This window comes from Aeromonas sp. 25-AL00135 (genome assembly GCF_054052385.1).
This window is the reverse complement of sequence record NZ_JBSTYQ010000002.1, coordinates 284,808-301,948: the sequence shown is the minus strand read 5'-3', so window position 1 is coordinate 301,948 and position 17,141 is coordinate 284,808. Positions and strand designations below refer to the sequence as shown.

At 58.2% G+C, this 17,141-nt stretch carries 14 protein-coding genes; 9 read left to right on the top strand and 5 right to left on the bottom strand.

The annotated features are described in order from the left end of the window. The first annotated feature begins 243 nt into the window (after positions 1 to 243). From ACW5XC_RS02890 to ACW5XC_RS02860, 7 genes are all read left to right on the top strand, one after another. On the top strand, positions 244 to 1,878 hold the full coding sequence (locus tag ACW5XC_RS02890) for an anthranilate synthase component 1 (RefSeq protein WP_042054977.1): 1,635 nt from the start codon (positions 244 to 246) through the stop codon (positions 1,876 to 1,878). Then, on the top strand, positions 1,871 to 2,470 hold the full coding sequence (locus tag ACW5XC_RS02885; protein ID WP_005359135.1) for an aminodeoxychorismate/anthranilate synthase component II: 600 nt from the start codon (positions 1,871 to 1,873) through the stop codon (positions 2,468 to 2,470). Before ACW5XC_RS02890 ends, ACW5XC_RS02885 begins: the two co-directional genes overlap by 8 nt. 15 nt (positions 2,471 to 2,485) lie before the next feature. After that, positions 2,486 to 3,514, top strand: coding sequence for an anthranilate phosphoribosyltransferase (trpD, locus tag ACW5XC_RS02880; protein ID WP_042054975.1), 1,029 nt, complete (start codon positions 2,486 to 2,488; stop codon positions 3,512 to 3,514). After that, positions 3,514 to 5,022 (top strand): bifunctional indole-3-glycerol-phosphate synthase TrpC/phosphoribosylanthranilate isomerase TrpF, encoded by a 1,509-nt coding sequence (trpCF, locus tag ACW5XC_RS02875; protein ID WP_042054974.1) that lies wholly within the window; start codon positions 3,514 to 3,516, stop codon positions 5,020 to 5,022. The genes trpD and trpCF overlap by 1 nt, the downstream gene beginning before the upstream one ends. 47 nt (positions 5,023 to 5,069) lie before the next feature. Next, a complete protein-coding gene (trpB, locus tag ACW5XC_RS02870) occupies positions 5,070 to 6,263 on the top strand; it encodes a tryptophan synthase subunit beta (protein ID WP_005347359.1) in 1,194 nt (397 codons plus the stop codon). Further along, the gene (trpA, locus tag ACW5XC_RS02865) at positions 6,260 to 7,066 is read left to right on the top strand and encodes a tryptophan synthase subunit alpha (RefSeq protein ID WP_042054972.1); all 807 of its coding nucleotides are present in this window, start codon (positions 6,260 to 6,262) and stop codon (positions 7,064 to 7,066) included. Before trpB ends, trpA begins: the two co-directional genes overlap by 4 nt. A gap of 712 nt (positions 7,067 to 7,778) precedes the next feature. Beyond that, on the top strand, positions 7,779 to 8,708 hold the full coding sequence (locus ACW5XC_RS02860; RefSeq protein ID WP_052451229.1) for a DUF4365 domain-containing protein: 930 nt from the start codon (positions 7,779 to 7,781) through the stop codon (positions 8,706 to 8,708). Positions 8,709 to 9,330: 622 nt separating this feature from the next. On the opposite strand, the gene ACW5XC_RS02855 is transcribed toward ACW5XC_RS02860, so the two are convergent. Then, complete coding sequence (locus ACW5XC_RS02855; RefSeq protein ID WP_042054971.1) at positions 9,331 to 9,876, bottom strand: metal-dependent hydrolase; 546 nt, start codon at positions 9,874 to 9,876, stop codon at positions 9,331 to 9,333. 333 nt (positions 9,877 to 10,209) lie between these two features. Here ACW5XC_RS02855 and ACW5XC_RS02850 point away from each other — a divergent pair, with 333 nt between their 5' ends. After that, on the top strand, positions 10,210 to 10,986 hold the full coding sequence (locus ACW5XC_RS02850; protein ID WP_042054969.1) for a BPL-N domain-containing protein: 777 nt from the start codon (positions 10,210 to 10,212) through the stop codon (positions 10,984 to 10,986). A gap of 182 nt (positions 10,987 to 11,168) precedes the next feature. Here ACW5XC_RS02850 and ACW5XC_RS02845 read toward each other — a convergent pair whose 3' ends face one another. Then, a complete protein-coding gene (locus tag ACW5XC_RS02845) occupies positions 11,169 to 11,318 on the bottom strand; it encodes a hypothetical protein (protein WP_005338159.1) in 150 nt (49 codons plus the stop codon). Between the two features lie 444 nt (positions 11,319 to 11,762). On the opposite strand from ACW5XC_RS02845, the gene ACW5XC_RS02840 reads away from it, so the two are divergent. Continuing rightward, a complete protein-coding gene (locus tag ACW5XC_RS02840; RefSeq protein ID WP_042054968.1) occupies positions 11,763 to 13,862 on the top strand; it encodes a hypothetical protein in 2,100 nt (699 codons plus the stop codon). Between the two features lie 77 nt (positions 13,863 to 13,939). On the opposite strand, the gene ACW5XC_RS02835 is transcribed toward ACW5XC_RS02840, so the two are convergent. From ACW5XC_RS02835 to arsB, 3 genes are all read right to left on the bottom strand, one after another. Next, positions 13,940 to 15,148, bottom strand: a complete 1,209-nt coding sequence (locus ACW5XC_RS02835; protein WP_042054967.1) for a NupC/NupG family nucleoside CNT transporter — start codon at positions 15,146 to 15,148, stop codon at positions 13,940 to 13,942. A 358-nt stretch (positions 15,149 to 15,506) separates the two neighbouring features. Further along, complete coding sequence (gene arsC, locus ACW5XC_RS02830; RefSeq protein ID WP_042054966.1) at positions 15,507 to 15,932, bottom strand: glutaredoxin-dependent arsenate reductase; 426 nt, start codon at positions 15,930 to 15,932, stop codon at positions 15,507 to 15,509. Positions 15,933 to 15,993: 61 nt separating this feature from the next. After that, positions 15,994 to 17,058, bottom strand: coding sequence for an ACR3 family arsenite efflux transporter (arsB, locus tag ACW5XC_RS02825; protein ID WP_005338173.1), 1,065 nt, complete (start codon positions 17,056 to 17,058; stop codon positions 15,994 to 15,996). Positions 17,059 to 17,141 lie beyond the last annotated feature (83 nt).

The window sequence follows — 17,141 nt, the reverse complement described above, 5'->3', positions numbered from 1 at the left end:
TGAAATACAGAACCCCCGATGCGGTACATAGGGGGTTCTGAGTAGAGAAATGCTAGTTGAAAATGTGTAAACCTATTTCAGGACTAGACACGGCAAATGGACCTGTGATGAAACCGAGAATTCAGACAAGCAAGCTGACCTGGCGATGGCGCCCCTGAACCTGCCACCCCGGACCAATTAAATTTCTAAGGAATTCAATGTCATGAACATCGGTAAAACGCATCACACGCAAGGGAACGCACTATGACAGCCACACATCGCCTTCCTCTGGGTGAATTCGATACCCTCAAGCTCAACGCCCCCTATGTGGCCGATCCGCTGGCGCTCTATACCCGCCTCTGTCAGGGCCGCCCCAACAACCTGCTGCTGGAATCGGTGGAGATCGACTCCAAGGCAGGCAAACAGAGCCTGCTGCTGGTCGATGCCTGCCTGCGCATCGAGTGCCGTGGTCGCACCGTGCGGGTGCGCAGCCTGAACGACAACGGCGCCCAGTTGCAAAGCCTGCTGGCCGAGCGGCTGCCTGCGGTGGTTGCCCGCTCGCTGGTAGATGGCGAGCTGCAACTCGACTTCCCTGCCTCCGATCGGGAGCAAGACGAAGATTCCCGCCTCAAGGGGAGCAGCGTGCTGGACGTGCTGCGCACCCTGCAGCGGGAGCTTGATTGCCAGTTGGGTAAAGAGGCGCTCTTTATGGCGGGCAGCTTTGCCTACGACCTCATCGCCTCATTTGAAGATCTGCCCGACGTGCCGGAAGGTAGCAACGACTGCCCCGACTACTGCTTCTATGTGGCCGAAACCCTGATCACCATCGACCATATCGAGCGCACCACTCAACTGCTGGCCTGCATCTTTGGCGGCGACAGCGACGAAAGCCAGGTTGAAGACAGATACACCCGCCTGACCGAACGACTCACCGACTTCAAACAGATTTGCCAGCAACCTCTAAGCGCCGAGCTGACCAACCAGCCCCTGACCGGTGGCATGAGCGTGGACAAGAGCGACAAGCAGTTCTGCGCCGAGGTGGAGAAGCTCAAGGGCTTTATCCGCCGTGGCGACATCTTCCAGGTGGTGCCGTCCCGCTGCTTCTCCCTACCCTGCCCGAGCCCCCTGGCCGCCTATCGCCGCCTCAAGCAGACCAATCCCAGCCCCTACATGTTCTACGTGCAGGATGAGGGCTTCACCCTGTTTGGCGCCTCGCCGGAGAGCGCGGTGAAATTCTGCGCCGCCAGCCGCGATGTGGAGATGTACCCCATCGCCGGTACCCGCCGCCGCGGCTTCAACCCCGATGGCAGCATCAACCGGGATCTCGATGGCCGTATCGAGCTGGAGCTACGTCAGGATGAGAAAGAGGTGGCCGAGCACCTGATGCTGGTGGATCTCGGCCGCAACGACATCGCCCGCATCTCGGAGCCCGGTACCCGCTACGTCAAGGAGCTGCTGAAAGTGGATCGCTACAGCCACGTGATGCATCTGGTCTCCAAGGTAGTCGGCACCTTGCGCGCCGACCTTGACGCCCTGCACGCCTATCAGGCCTGCATGAACATGGGTACCCTCACCGGCGCCCCCAAAATCCGCGCCAGCGAGCTTATTCGCATGGTGGAAGGCAAGCGCCGCGGCAGCTACGGCGGCGCGGTTGGCTACATCAACGGCGCAGGCGAGATGGATACCTGCATCGTCATCCGCTCCGCTTTCGTGAAAGATGGCGTGGCCCACGTACAGGCCGGTGCCGGGGTGGTCTATGACTCCAAGCCGCAAGCCGAAGCGGACGAAACCCGCGCCAAGGCGGCCGCCGTACTGGCCGCCATCGCAGCCAGCCATGGCACCTCCCTGCAAGCCCTGAGCGCCCAGCAGGAGCAACATAAGGACGTGAGCCATGACTAATATCTTCCTGCTCGACAACTTCGATTCATTTACCTACAACCTCGTCGATCAGTTCCGCTCCCTCGGTTATCCGGTGCGGATCTACCGCAACAGCCTGCCGGCGAGCCGCATCATGAGCGAGATCGCCGCCTGCGAAGGGGACGCCGTGCTGGTGCTCTCGCCGGGGCCGGGCGCCCCCCACGAGGCGGGCTGCCTCATCGACCTTATCAAGCTGGCCCGCGGTCAGGTGCCCATCCTCGGCATCTGCCTCGGCCATCAGGCTCTGTGTGAAGCCTACGGCGGCACCGTCGGTGCGGCGGGCGAGATCGTCCACGGCAAGCGGTCCCTGATTGAGCACAACGGCCACGGCGCCTTCGCTGGTCTGCCGAGCCCGCTGCCGGTGGCCCGCTACCACTCGCTGGTCGCCACCTATGTACCGGAAGAGCTGACGGTGATTGCCCACTATCAGGGCATGCCCATGGCCATCGAGCAGCAGGATGAGCGGGTACTGGGCTTCCAGTTCCACCCGGAATCCATCATGACCTCGGAAGGGGCCCGCCTGCTGACTCAGGCGCTCGCCCATATCACCCGCCCAGAAAGCAGCGTGCGTTAAGGTAAGGAGACCAACATGCATCAACATCTCAACACCCTCTATCAGGGTCAGTCTCTGAGCCGTGAAAGTACCCGCGACGCCTTCGGCCAGGTGGTACGTGGCGAAGTGGATCCCATAGTGCTCGCAAGCCTGCTGACCGCCCTCAAGATCAAGGGGGAAACCCCGGAGGAGATCGCCGGTGCCGCCGAGGCGCTGCTGGCAGAAGCGCGCGACTTCCCGCGTCCGGACTATGAATTTTGCGACATCGTCGGCACCGGTGGCGATGGTCTCAACACCATCAACGTCTCCACCACCTCGGCGCTGGTCGCCGCCGCCTGCGGCCTGAAAGTGGCCAAGCATGGCAACCGCTCGGTCTCGAGCAAGTCGGGTTCGAGCGATCTGCTGGACAAAATGGGCATCAAGCTCGACATGAGCCCGGCGCAGGCGCGCCGCTGTCTGGACGAGCTCGGCATCTGCTTTTTGTTCGCCCCCCAGTACCACGCCGGGGTGCGCCATGCCATGCCGGTGCGCCAAGCCCTCAAGACCCGCACCCTGTTCAACGTGCTGGGGCCGCTTATCAACCCCGCTCGCCCCACCTATCAGCTGATGGGGGTCTATGCCCCCGAGCTGGTGCGCCCCATCGCAGAAACCCTGCTGGCACTGGGGCTGAAAACCGGTATGGTGGTTCACGGCGCCGGGCTCGACGAGATTGCCATTCACGGCCCGACCCAGGTGGCCCAGATCCGTGACGGCGAGATCCGCGAGTTTCTGCTCACCCCGGCTGACTTTGGCCTCGAGACCTATCCGGTGAGCGCCATTCAGGGTGGTGAGCCTGAAGAGAACCGTGCCATCACTGCCGCCATTCTGGAAGGGCGTGGCACTCCGGCCCACAACGCCGCCATTGCCGCCAATGTGGCGCCACTGCTGCTGATGGCGGGCAAGGCGAAAGATCTCAAGAGCGCGGCGGCCGAGGTGCTGGCAGTGCTGGCGAGCGGCAAGGCAGCGGATCTGGCCGCTCGGCTGGCCACTTTGAGCCATCAGGAAGCGGGTCATCAGGAGGCATGATGTCAGCCACCACATTGCATAACAGTCATTCAGAACGCCCGCAGGGCAAGAGCCAGTTTCGCAAGGATAACGAGATGTCAGACCTTATTGCCCCCCATGCTTTTCTGAACATGGCCTCCATCAGCCAGACCATCCTCGGTAAAATCGTGGCGGCCAAACAGGAGTGGGTCGCCGCCCGCAAGCTGGCCCAGCCGCTGGAGAGCTTCCAGAGCGCGCTGACCCCAAGCGATCGGGATTTCGTCGGGGCGCTCAAGGCGGGCTCCACCCGCTTTATTCTGGAGTGCAAGAAGGCCTCACCCTCCAAGGGCTTGATCCGCGATGACTTCAGCCCGGAGGCGATCGCCGATATCTATGGCAAATATGCCACCGCCATCTCGGTGCTGACCGACGAGAAGTTCTTTCAGGGGGATTTCGCCTTTTTGCCGCGGGTGCGCAGCCGCGTCAGTCAGCCGGTGCTCTGCAAGGATTTCATGATTGACCCCTATCAGGTCTATCTGGCCCGCCACTATCAGGCGGACGCCATCCTGCTGATGCTCTCGGTGCTCACCGACGAGGGCTATCGTGCCCTGTTCGCGGTCGCCAAGGAGCTGGGCCTTGGCGTACTCACCGAGGTAAGCAACGAGGAAGAGCTGACCCGGGCCATCGCGTTGGGCGCGCCGGTCATTGGCATCAATAACCGGGATCTGCGCGATTTGAGCGTCGATCTCAACCGCACCAAACAGCTGGCTAAAGATATCCCGAGCGATCGGGTGGTGATCAGCGAGTCCGGCATCAACCACCGCGCTCAGGTAGCGGATCTGCGCCACCACGCCAAGGGCTTTCTGGTGGGCTCCTCCCTGATGGCCGAGCCGGATCTGGAAGCCGCAGTGCGCAAGCTGATACTGGGCCAGAACAAGGTGTGCGGCCTCACCCGCGCCGAGGACGCCGCCGCCGCCCATCAGGCGGGCGCGGTGTTCGGCGGTCTTATCTTTGTGGCCAAAAGCCCGCGCTATGTGGACATCCCCGCCGCCCGCGCCGTGATGGCGGGTGCGCCGCTCGCCTATGTCGGGGTATTTCGCAACGCCCAGCCCGCCACCATTGCCAAGACGGTGGATGCGCTGGGGCTAGCCGCGGTGCAACTGCATGGGGATGAGGATGCCGCCTATATCGATACTCTGCGTCCGCTGCTGCCGACCGGCTGCCAGATCTGGAAGGCCGTAGGCGTCTCTCTCGGCAAAGAAAGCGGCGAGCCCCTGCCCGCCCTCGACTACCCGGCGGATCGCCTGCTGCTGGATACGAAAGTCGGCAGCCAGAGCGGTGGCACCGGTCAGGCGTTCGACTGGGCCATGCTGGCCACGCTCGACAAGAGCAAACTGATGCTGGCGGGGGGCCTTAATCCCGACAACGCCCTGCAGGCGGCGCAAGTGGGCTGCCTCGGCCTTGATTTCAACTCCGGGGTGGAGAGTGCCCCGGGCCAGAAGGATGCGCACAAGATTGCAGCCGCCTTCGGCGCACTGCGCAACCTGTAACGCAACCCTTTTTGATGTTTCGATTTAGCTAATACAAGGAAGAAGCCATGACCCTGCTCAACCCGTTTTTCGGCGAATTTGGCGGTATGTATGTACCCCAAATCCTCATCCCGGCCCTGCTCCAGCTGGAGAAAGCCTTTGTCGATGCCAAGGATGATCCGGCCTTTATCGCCGAATTTCAGTCCCTGCTGACCGAGTATGCCGGTCGCCCGACTCCGCTCACCCTGACCCGCAATCTGACCAAGGGCACCAAGACCCGCCTCTATCTCAAGCGTGAAGACCTGCTGCACGGCGGCGCCCACAAGACCAACCAGGTGCTGGGTCAGGCACTGCTGGCCAAGCGGATGGGCAAGAGCGAGATCATCGCCGAGACCGGTGCCGGTCAGCATGGCGTTGCGACTGCGCTGGCCTGCGCCCTGCTCGGCCTCAAGTGCCGGGTTTATATGGGTGCCAAGGATTGCGAGCGCCAGAAGCCCAACGTCTTTCGCATGAAGTTGATGGGCGCCACCGTCATTCCGGTGCACTCCGGCTCCAGCACCCTGAAAGATGCCTGCAACGAGGCACTGCGCGACTGGGCTGCCAACTACGAGTCGGCCCACTACCTGCTTGGCACCGCCGCCGGTCCGCACCCCTTCCCCACTATCGTGCGGGAGTTCCAGAAGATGATCGGCGAAGAGGCCAAGGCCCAGTGCTTCGAGAAGGAAGAGCGACTGCCCGATGCGGTGATCGCCTGCGTCGGCGGCGGCTCGAACGCCATCGGCATGTTTGCCGACTTTATCGATGAGCCTTCAGTGCGCCTTATCGGCGTCGAGCCGGGCGGTCACGGCATCGAAAGTGGCGAGCACGGTGCGCCGCTGGGTCACGGCAGCAAGGGGGTCTTCTTTGGCATGCACTCCTATCTGATGCAGGATAATCAGGGCCAGATCCAGGAGTCCTACTCCGTCTCGGCGGGGCTGGACTTCCCCTCCGTTGGCCCGCAGCACGCCCATCTGGCCGCCATCGGCCGCGCCGAGTACCCCTCGGTGACCGACAAGGAGGCGCTGGACGCCTTCCAGGAGCTGGCCAAATCCGAAGGCATCATCCCGGCGCTGGAGTCCTCCCACGCGCTGGCCCACGCCCTCAAGATGGCCCGCAGTGAACCGGAAAAAGAGCAGGTGCTCATCGTCAACCTCTCCGGCCGTGGCGACAAAGATATCTTCACCGTCGCTGACATCTTTGAAAAAGAAGGAACCTTGTCATGAACCGTTACGCACAACTCTTCTCCCGTCTGGATGAAGCCAATCAGGGCGCCTTTGTGCCGTTCGTGATGCTGGGTGACCCGACTCCAGAACTCTCGCTAGCCATCGTCGATGCGCTGGTAGAAGGGGGCGCCGATGCCCTCGAACTCGGCATTCCCTTCTCCGATCCGGTAGCGGATGGCCCCACCATTCAGGGCGCCGCCCTGCGCGCCTTTGCCAGCCACACCACCCCGGACGACTGCTTCGAGCTGCTTGGCCGCATCCGCGCCAAGTACCCGCAGCTGCCGATTGGCCTGCTGGTCTACGCCAACTTGGTCTATGTGCGCAAAATTGACGGCTTCTACGAGAAGTGCCAACAGGCGGGCGTGGATTCGGTGCTGGTCGCCGACGTGCCGGTGCAGATGTGCGCCCCCTACAAGGCGGCTGCCGACAAGTTTGGCATCGACAGCATCTTTATCGCCCCGCCCAATGGCGACGCCGAGACCCTGAAACAGGTGGCGGAGCTCGGCAATGGCTACACCTATCTGGTGAGCCGTGCTGGCGTCACCGGTGCCGAGACCAAGGCCAGCATGCCGGTGGAAGGTCTCATCAATACCCTGCGCGAGTTCAACGCCCCCCCCGCCCTGCTCGGCTTTGGCATCAGCGAACCGGCCCAGGTGCGTGAAGCCATCGCCGCCGGCGCCGCCGGTGCCATCTCCGGCTCCGCCGTGGTGAAGATCATCGAGACCCACCACCAGAACCCGGAGCATATGCTCACTCGTCTGAAAGAGTTTGTGGAAGGGATGAAGGCCGCGACCAATCGATAAGGTTGGGTATGGGGCCAACTGATTGTGACCTCGAGTTGCCAGTTCACATAACCATGTAAAAGGGAGCCCGATCGGCTCCCTTTCTTTTTATCTCGCTTGTACCCGCTAACAGCTCCCGACATGTTGCTCCCATCTCCCTCGTTGATCCCCTCGCCCTCTGGGAGAGGGTTAGGGTGAGGGGCCTGACACATTGCTAGCCAAACCAGCGGCTAACCCAAAGCACAACCGATGACTAATTTGTTGATCCAACACAGATTCTCACCAAAACGCGCTTCTCAACGCTCTACCCTCGCCTTTAAGATACCCGAATGACAATCAATCTATCGGAAGAACGCCATGACAGCGATTGTTGCAATCTCGCAGGTTAACAGCAGCGGACTGGGAGCTGGAACTCAGGGGCGGTAGCGTGGTTTTTGCAGGTTAGCACCTAGCGTAGCGAAGCCCAACAGACGAGCCTTATTGCCACCATCAGAGCGGGATAAATATGGATATGGCAGCTCCGTAAAACCGATTTACAGATATATTCTCGGTAAACGTTTGGCTTCACTTCGTTCAGCACCAACCTACGATTCTTAGCCCAACATACGGGATAAAAAATTCATAACTTGCAGCCATTATCATAAGGCCAGCTACTAAAATATAACAATGTATTGCAGTGGACAAACCGCTGAATGCGGCGTTAAACTGAAATTATTGACTCTAAGGTTTATGCATGTCGAATTATTCAGAAGCGGATGAAACTGGTGATATTGGAGTTGATCTTGTTTCATTAAAGGTAAAGCGAGAGCTTTCTTGGATCTTCCGTGAGCAACCAAAGAATGATCTTGGCATTGACGGTCACATTGAAATAGTAAACGAAAACAGAGAAGGTACCGGCCGCCTAATTGCCGCGCAAATTAAAACAGGGATGTCATATTTAAAACATGAAAAAGAACATGGCTATGTTTTTTATGGTGAAAACAAGCACCTTAAATACTGGCTACTTCATTCACTACCTGTAATTATTATTATATGCGACGAACAACGTGATGTTTGCTACTGGGTCGAAGTAACTCGCACGAATGTAGAAAATACAAGGTGCGGATGGAAAATTTTAGTACCAAAAAACCAAACCATCAACCATGACAGTAAAAGTAGGCTTATTTCTATTGCAGGAATGCCACAGCATTCAGATATCGTAGAGCTAGCGCTTTTCAAGTTTCTGAACGAAAAGTATCACAAGTATTCAGAGTATGGACGTCTTGATATAGTCCCATTAATGTATGAACCACGAGACTTCATGTATTTTACATGTATGGGGGAACTTGAGAAGACTTCTGAATATGTATACGTAGCGCACCACTATGATATATACGAAGAGTTTTCAATATCTCATTTAGATAAGTTTATTGCATGGAGAGATCTCAATATTTTTTCTTGCGGTCACTCAGAAGACAAGCCTAGATTATTCATTTTTGTTATTTCTGAAAGCAAAGAAAAACTAGCGCTATCGGAAGAGGTTGTTTGTCGAATTAACTCTTGTGAAGGTATTGATGTTTTTAGACTCTTGTATACATATTCAGATATGCGTTCACCTACTGATGGGAAGTATTATACATTAACTGAACTAAGTGAAACCAATGAAGAAATTTACATGTACTAGGTCAGGTAGTCAGCCTAACAGGTCAAATCTCTTGGGCGCAGCAATGCTTCACCAGTGCTTGAAGCGTTAGTCGTTATTGAGGAAATATGAAAGTTCATTTATTGAAATGATAGCGCTTATTTGAGGTTAGTTTCTGAAGCATTACTGATACTTCGTCCTTATTTTGATTTGGACTCTTTGTCAGAACACAAATCTTGGACACCCACCTTTCTGAGCAAGGCGTAGCATAGCCAACATTTAAAAAGATGGGCGTCCCAGCTCTGCTGCATCTCAGCCCCATAAGTAAACGTTGGAATACTTGAAAGTTGCATGACAGAAATCAGTCGAGAAACAAAGCGACTGGCCACCCTCTGCTTTTCACTGTTTCTGTTAAGACTCGGATTTCGCACATTTGGCTATGAACTGCTTTATCACAACCCAAATGAACCCTACGGCATATCGGATTTGATTGAAGGAATGTTAACCCTCATTTATCTGGTTAGTCTGGGTCTCTGCATACTGCATGCATTGCGGGTATTGCTCCGGCACTGGGATCTAGGTGCCTTTGGGGCTTCAGCCCTGCTCGCTCTCTGTGCCGCCCAATGGCACAGTTATGACTATCTTCATCACCTGGCTTCCAGTCTCAGCGCCCCTCCCTAGGCAGCCTGCCCCACACCCTCAATCCCATCAACCCCAGCATCAATACAACCCCCGGCAGCCAGACCCAGTAGAGCTCGGAGAGGATCACCGCTTCACCTCGGGCGGTGAGATAGGCCTCCAGCTTGAAGGGGGCAACCCGGATCACCTGCCACGGGGCAAAGAAACGCTCGTCCCGCCACGGCCAGAGCCAGCCAACCCCCTTGCCGCCGGTGGTGAGGGAATCGAGCAGGCTATGGGAGAGCAGAGAGACCAGCAGAAACGACCAGACGGTAGCGGCGCGGGCCCTTAACTGGCGATGAAACAGCATGGCCAATGTGGGCAGGGCAAAGGCGAACAGCAATGAGTGGGTAAAGCCGCGGTGGCCAAAGACATGGCCGTAGGCGATCCCCAGTTTGAAAGCGAGCACATCGGCATCGGGCAGCATGGCGATGGCGACCCCCGCCAGCAGCAGGCGCGGCGGGATAATCCGGCTGCCAAGCCCGAGCCCAAGGCAGAGAGGGACGGCAGCGTGAGTGACTATGGTGGGCATAGGGTAAAGCTCCAACTGAAAACGTGAAGCTACCCTACCCCCGCTCGGTGAAGTGAAGGTGAAGTGCCCCTCTTATGTTGCTGTATTCCCCCTCGAATCCTTATCCATCAGCCATAAGAGGCGTCACACAGGAAAGCTGTTGCACGCGCTCCGAAGCAGGGGCCGAAATCCTGTGGTTTGTCCCTCTGTATTGGCTCGTTCGTTGTGTGTCGAACACAGGCCCAATCAGCGTTGGCACGTTAACTTGAAATGTTCATTTAACAGCGGCTGACATGCAGAACGGGATCGTGCTAAGTAGTCTCTTCGGTTCACATCACACGGGCAGTGGCAGCGATGAATTTATCAAAAAGCCTCCTGCGGATTGCGAGCGTTATCAGCCTTTGGTTAATGACAGGATGCATGGCAGAGGCAGCCTCTGCGCAGCCGCAGCAAGAGCCGTACGCGCTGATCTATAACGGGCCGGTTTCTGATGGGGATAGCACCAGAGCGATTGCGGATGTGGTCAGGCAGGTGGGCTTGCCGGTCAGGTATCTCTCCAATATCGAGGCGCTGCCTGCAGAGCTCGATCATGCCAGGGTGTTTATCGTTGGCGGCACAGAGGACGATGTTGAGCCGCTGCTCAATGGGTTTACCCCGCAAGCGCGTTCGGCGTTAAAAACCTATTTGCAGAACGGCGGCCGCTACCTCGGGATCTGTGGGGGTGCCTTTGTGGCATCTATCGGCTGGTCTGAGGATGAAGGCTTTGTGCCGGCGCTGGGCCTTGTTCCTGCGACATCCGATGATTATGACGGCGACTTTAGCGCCAGGATCTTCCCGATCACCTGGCTTGGCGAAGAGCGCCAGATGTATTACCAGGCCGGCCCGCAATTTACGCCGGTGCCAAGCCCAGAGCAGATCAAGGTTATCGCCCATTTTCAAAACCATCATATTGCCGCGCTGATCAGCTCATATGGCAAAGGCAAGGTGGCCGTTTCCGGGCCACATCCCGAAGCCCCCGAATCGTGGAAAGAGAACGCGGTGGACGGCGACAAGATGGAGTCGAATATTCATCTGGCTGCAGGACTCGTTAACGAGTTGCTCTCCGAAGAGCCCGCCACCCATTCGAAGTAGTCGCGTCCCTACGCCCCTGGATGTGACCCCATTGCTCGGCCCAGAAGTGAGGGCAGCCAATCAGCTACTATCCATAAAAAAACCACCGACCTGCAAAAGGTCGGTGGTTTTTTTATCGGTGGTAGATAACGGGTAGCCGATACGAAGGGTTCGCTACCTCAACTTTCGCCCGGGAGCGAGCACTACTCTTCCTGCTCCTCCGGTTGTCTCTCCTCACCCCGTATCTGTAGCAGCTCTTCGACCCTGGCTTGCCACTTGTCGTGGGCCTGTTTGCGCTCCTGCTGCATAAATGCTTCTCGCATGGTGTCGATTTTCTGGTCAAGTGTTTCCATCAGAGTGTCTCCTTGTGTGACCGCGTAAAGACTGGCTGACGGCGCGTTGGCCAACCTGCTCCCCTAATCTGACACCGCTAATGCCGTTACTGCCCAATCAAATAATCGATTGGAAGTACTAAAACCAATCTAAAAATTCTTTTTCGTGTTTGTTCCACCACGCCAGCGCAAGGGAAACAGGCCGCTCAGAGCGGGATAATCCGGCACGGGGTCAACACGTTGTTGAGTCTGGTCGCCCCTCTTTTCAGGGGAATGAGGCGCCGTTGCCCCATCCGTCCAGTGCGGGGTACCGGCTGATTTCCAGCGTGTTGCTGTGCCCATGATCACACAGTCACAACTCTCGCCCTCCTCTCACCGCGCCCCCGCTTTTTATCATCTAGAGTTAGCGGGCAGTCCAAAAGCTGCTGATTTATATACATTCGCCGCCAAGAGGGATCTTTTTTCATGACCGAGCATATCGATCTGCTACCTATCAGCACGGATGATGAGCAGGACGCAGGCAACCGTTACCTCTACTACACCGAAGGGGATCTGGCCCGCATTCTTGCCAATCTGGAACAGCTGCGTCATGCGGTGTTTCCCGCTGCCATCGGAGAGAGCGAAACGGGCACCGCCGTGCCCCACAACTTTCCGTCCGTCTGTCTGGTGGGGCTGGGACGCTGCGGCTCCAACATCGCGCAGGATGTCGCCTCGCTGGTCTACAACGCCCGCAGCTTTTATCTCAATGAGTTCAACAGTGAAGAGCAACGCAAGCGGGAGAAGGAGTTTGGTCCGGTAAGCTGGATCCGGCGCAATCTGCGGCTGCCAAACAACGGGGCCCGACCGGTCTTTCTGATCGAGCCCATGGTGATGCTGGGGGATCTGGACAAGGACATCGATGGCCGCATCCGCCACTCCAATCGCAGCGGCGAAGGTGGCTCCTTGCGTGACTACGCCAAGATGCGAGTGATGGACTTGTCGGAGATCCACGCGGGAGGCGCGGGTAACGCCCCCATCCTTGGCCAGTATCTGGCCAAAATCATCCTCAACAAGAGCCCCCACTACTTCGCCAACTCCGAGTGGCAGGCTATTCATACCTATCTGGTGGACTCCTGCGGCATCAAGGCCAACCAGTCCCGCCTCTATTTCTACATCTTCAGTGCCGGGGGCGGCACCGGCTCCGGCATGGCCTCCGAGTTCGGGCTGGCCCAGCAGTACTCCTACATGAGCAAGACCTTTTCACCCCCGTCAGAAGAGGAGGAGCACCTCTCCCTCGGGGAGCACTTCATGTTCGATCCCATCTTCACCAGCGGCATCTGCATCCTGCCCAATATCTGTGATCGGGGTATCGAGATCTCGGAAGCGCTGCACATCAACGCGGGGCGCCTGCTGTGCAAGTATCTGGCCGAGGAGTGGGACTTCTCCTATCACTTCGACAACGAGCAGGCGTGCGATGCCAGCATGCTCAAGCGGATCAGGCCCTGGAATGCCATGATGCTGATCTCCAACGACATCATGCGCTACGCCGAAGAGAGCGACGATGGCGAGATCCAGCATGTTGACGTCAACACCATGGAGAAGTACGCCAACCAGTACATCTCACAGCAGATCTTCAACATCCTCACCGCCCAGGCCGTCACCACCGACTACGACGAGAACTACTTTCGCCGGGCGGGCATCGATATCAGCGAGACCATTCGACTCGATGCCAACGACCTCTTTATGAGTCTGGCGGGGCCGGTGGCGGTGGCGTATGCCGAGTCCATCTCGCCTCCCGGCGGCCTGTTTGACAAGGAGGACGGGCTCAATGTGGACGATCTCTTCACCCGTTCCATCGAGCTGCCCCACTTCAACAAGATGACCCAGGCCATCGAGGGGATCAGTCTGCTGCCCATCGAGGCGGGCAATTATCGGGAGTATCTGGACGACTATGTGAAAAGCGGCCATGACCCGGCCCACCTCAACGAGCTGCACTTCTTCAAGAACTGCTCCTCTGTGGTGTCGATCATCTCCCTGCCCAAGGAGTACAAGCTCTCCTATATGGATCTCAACCGGCTCAAGTCTCACCTCAACGGGCTCTTCCCCAATACCACCCTCAAGCGCTATGCGTTGGTCATCGGGGCGTCGGCCAACATCTCCCTCACCACCCTGATCGTCAAGAGCCCCTGCCTGAGCGATGACTTCCTGACCCTGATCGTGGCCTTTATCAAGCGTTGCTTTGCCAAGGATCACTATCGCTTCGATGAGCATCTGGACAAGGCGGTGATCGAGATGATCTGCAATGAGGAGTGGAACGACACACTGCTCGACAGCATGCTCAACGAGTTCGAGAACCCGGCCAAGATCCTCGATACCAACTGGTACGCCATCAAGCCCATGTATGAGAAGAAATATCGGGAGCTTATCCGCGAGAAAGAGAAGTTCGTCTCCATCAACGATATTCGCCTCAGCCGCGAATCGGTGAAAAAGGCGCTGCTCTATCTGCGGGAGATCTATCGCCACCGGGTCAGCAAGACCCGGATCCTCTCCCTCAACCCAAGGCTGGGGGAAGCAAACGCTCGCTAGCACCCAGCCCATAAAGCAAAGCGCCCCCCCCAGAAGGGGGGGGCGCTTTTTTACTGGCGCAGCCTCGCTTTATCTCATCAGAGGGAGACAAAGATCCCGGCCAGAGTGGCGCTCATCAGGTTGGCGAGGGTCGCCGCCAGTACCGCCTTGAAGCCCATATTGGCCACATCGTGGCGGCGCTCCGGTGCCATGGTGCCGATGGAGCCGAGCTGCACCGCAATGGAGCCCAGATTGGCGAAACCACAGAGGGCGAAAGTGATGATGATCTGGGTGTGGGCGCTCAGATCTGCCTTGATATTGGCAAAGTCCAGATAGGCAACGAACTCGTTCATGATCACCTTCTGACCAATCAGGGAGCCTGCCGCCATCATCTCGCTGGTGGGCACGCCAATCAGCCAGGCCACCGGAGCAAACAGATAGCCCAGCAGCTGCTGCAGGGAGAGATCGGCCCAGCCGAACCACTCGCCGACGGTGGTGAGACCGGCGTTGATCATGGTGATAACGCTGACAAAGGCCAGCAGTATGGTGCCGATGGCCACGGCGATCTTCATGCCCCCCATGGCGCCGCCCGCCAGCGCATCGATGGCGTTGCTGTAGTCGCTCTTGTCGAGGGTGATCTCGGTCTGATTGCTCACCTGCTGCTGTTCCGGCACCAGCAGTTTGGCCATCAGCAGGCCACCCGGCGCCGCCATAAAGGAGGCTGCGATGAGGTATTTAAGATCCACCCCCAGACCGGCGTAACCGCCCAGCACCGAGCCCGCCACCGAAGCCATGCCACAGGTCATCACCGCAAAGAGTTCGGAGCGGGTCATACCGGCGAGGAAGGGACGAATAAGCAGCGGCGACTCCCCTTGCGAGAGGAAGATATTGCCGGTGGCCACCAGTGACTCGGCGCGGCTGGTGCCGAGCAGGCGGTGCACGGCGCCGCCCAGTACCCGGATCACCCACTGCATGATGCCGAAGTGGTAGAGCACGGCGATCAGCGCGCTGATAAAGATCACCAGCGGCAGCACCCGCACGGCGAAGATAAAGCCGTTGCTGGCGAGATCGCCAAACACGAAACGGATGCCGCTGTCGGCAAAGCCGAGCAGGGCTGAGACGCCATTGCTCATGGCACCGAGCATGATTTGTCCGGGGGGGAAATAGAGCACCAGGGCAGCAAAACCGGTTTGCAGGGCGAGCGCACCCAGCACGGTTCGCCAGCGGATGGCTCGGCGGTTTTCACTCGCCAGCCAGGCGATAAACATCAGGGCCAGCATACCGACCAGACTCAATAACAGTGTCATCTTGCACCTATGAAGAGAGGAGTTTCATATGGCAAGTCTGCAGACAGGCGTCGCGAGCGATCCGGCGGGAGAGGTGCCGACCCACGCGACACGCAGACCACAAACCTACAGGTTAGTGGCGGGTCCCATCCTGGGGTCATTCACGTTCCGGGTGACAGCATGTATCGGGTGACGCCAGCGCCGTCGCAGGGGGAGATGCGGCCGGGTGGCAGGTCGGGCGGCGATGGTACAGTGATCCCCGTCACAGAAAAAGCGGTAAAACGATTGGCCGGAATAACTTTTTCAACTTGTTCACACAACGAAACAGGGCCAGCGTGAAGCTGGCCCTGTTTCAATCCGTACTTGAGTACTCAGATGATTACTTGAGGCGCTTGCCGCTCGCATCCACCACCTGCTCGCCATCCTCCTTGGCGAAGGCCCCTTTTTGCTGATCGGGCAATATATCGAGCACCACTTCCGACGGGCGGCACAGCTTGGTGCCAAGCGGCGTGACCACGATGGGGCGGTTGATGAGGATGGGGTGAGCCAGCATGGCATCGATCAGTTCATCATCGCTGAAACGATCTTCCGCCAGCCCGAGCGCCTCGTAGGGGGGCACGTTCTTGCGCAGCAGATCGCGCACCGGCATGCCCATGGCGGCGATCAGCGCCACCAGCTGGTCACGGGAGGGGGGCGTCTCCAGATAGTGGATGACAGTGGGCTCGACGCCGCTGTTGCGGATCAGCTCCAGGGTGTTGCGGGAGGTACCACATTCCGGGTTGTGATAGATGGTGATTGCACTCATTTACGTGTCTCTCATTAATCAAGTGAATAGAAAATGGATAGCATCAGTTCGCGGCCATCAGTTAGCGACTCAGCCCCGCTTCGTACCAGGGTTTGCTGGCGTTAACCACCCGCACCACCAGCAGCATGACCGGCACCTCGATCAGCACCCCGACCACGGTGGCGAGCGCCGCGCCGGAGTGAAAGCCAAACAGGCTGATGGCGGCGGCCACCGCCAACTCGAAGAAGTTGGAGGCGCCGATCAGGGCGGAAGGACAGGCGACCGAGTGCTTCTCCCCCACCTTGCGGTTGAGCCAGTAAGCCAATCCCGAGTTGAACAGCACCTGGATCAGGATGGGCACCGCCAACAAAGCGATAACCAGCGGCTGCTCGATGATGGCGTTGCCCTGAAATGCAAACAGCAGCACCAGAGTGAGCAGCAGGGCCGCCACCGACCAGGGCTGGATGCGAGTCATGACGCCGTCAAAATGGGCCTCTCCCTTTTTCAGCAAAGCCTTGCGCAGCAGTTGGGCGATGATGACCGGGATGACGATATAGAGCACCACAGAGGTGAGCAGGGTATCCCACGGCACTATGATGCTGGAGACCCCGAGCAGCAGCGCCACAAGCGGCGCGAAGGCAAACACCATGATGAGGTCGTTCACCGCCACCTGCGACAGGGTGAAGTAGGGATCGCCGTTGGTGAGGCGACTCCAGACAAACACCATGGCGGTGCAGGGGGCCGCCGCCAGCAGGATCAGGCCCGCTACGTAACTGTCGAGTTGATCAGCCGGCAGCCAGTCGGCAAACAGCACGCGGATAAAGAGCCAACCGAGGAAGGCCATGGAGAAGGGCTTGACCAGCCAGTTGATAAAGAGGGTGACCCCAATCCCCTTCATGTGGCCCTTCACCTGATGCAGGGCGCCAAAATCGATCTTGAGCAGCATGGGGATGATCATCACCCAGATTAGCAGCCCCACCGGCAGGTTGACCTTGGCCACCTCCATGGCACCGATCGCCTTGAAGAGATCCGGCAAACCCTGCCCGAGGCCAATCCCCACCAGAATGCAGAGGGCGACCCAGGCGGTCAGATAACGTTCAAAAAAGCCGATGGCAGGCACGGCCTTGGCATCACATGTTGCAGACATCACAGCTCCCGATGCGGCGCAATTTCGCATCTTCTATTGGTTCAAAACACGGGTTTATAACAAGTAACGGCATATTCAAGCCG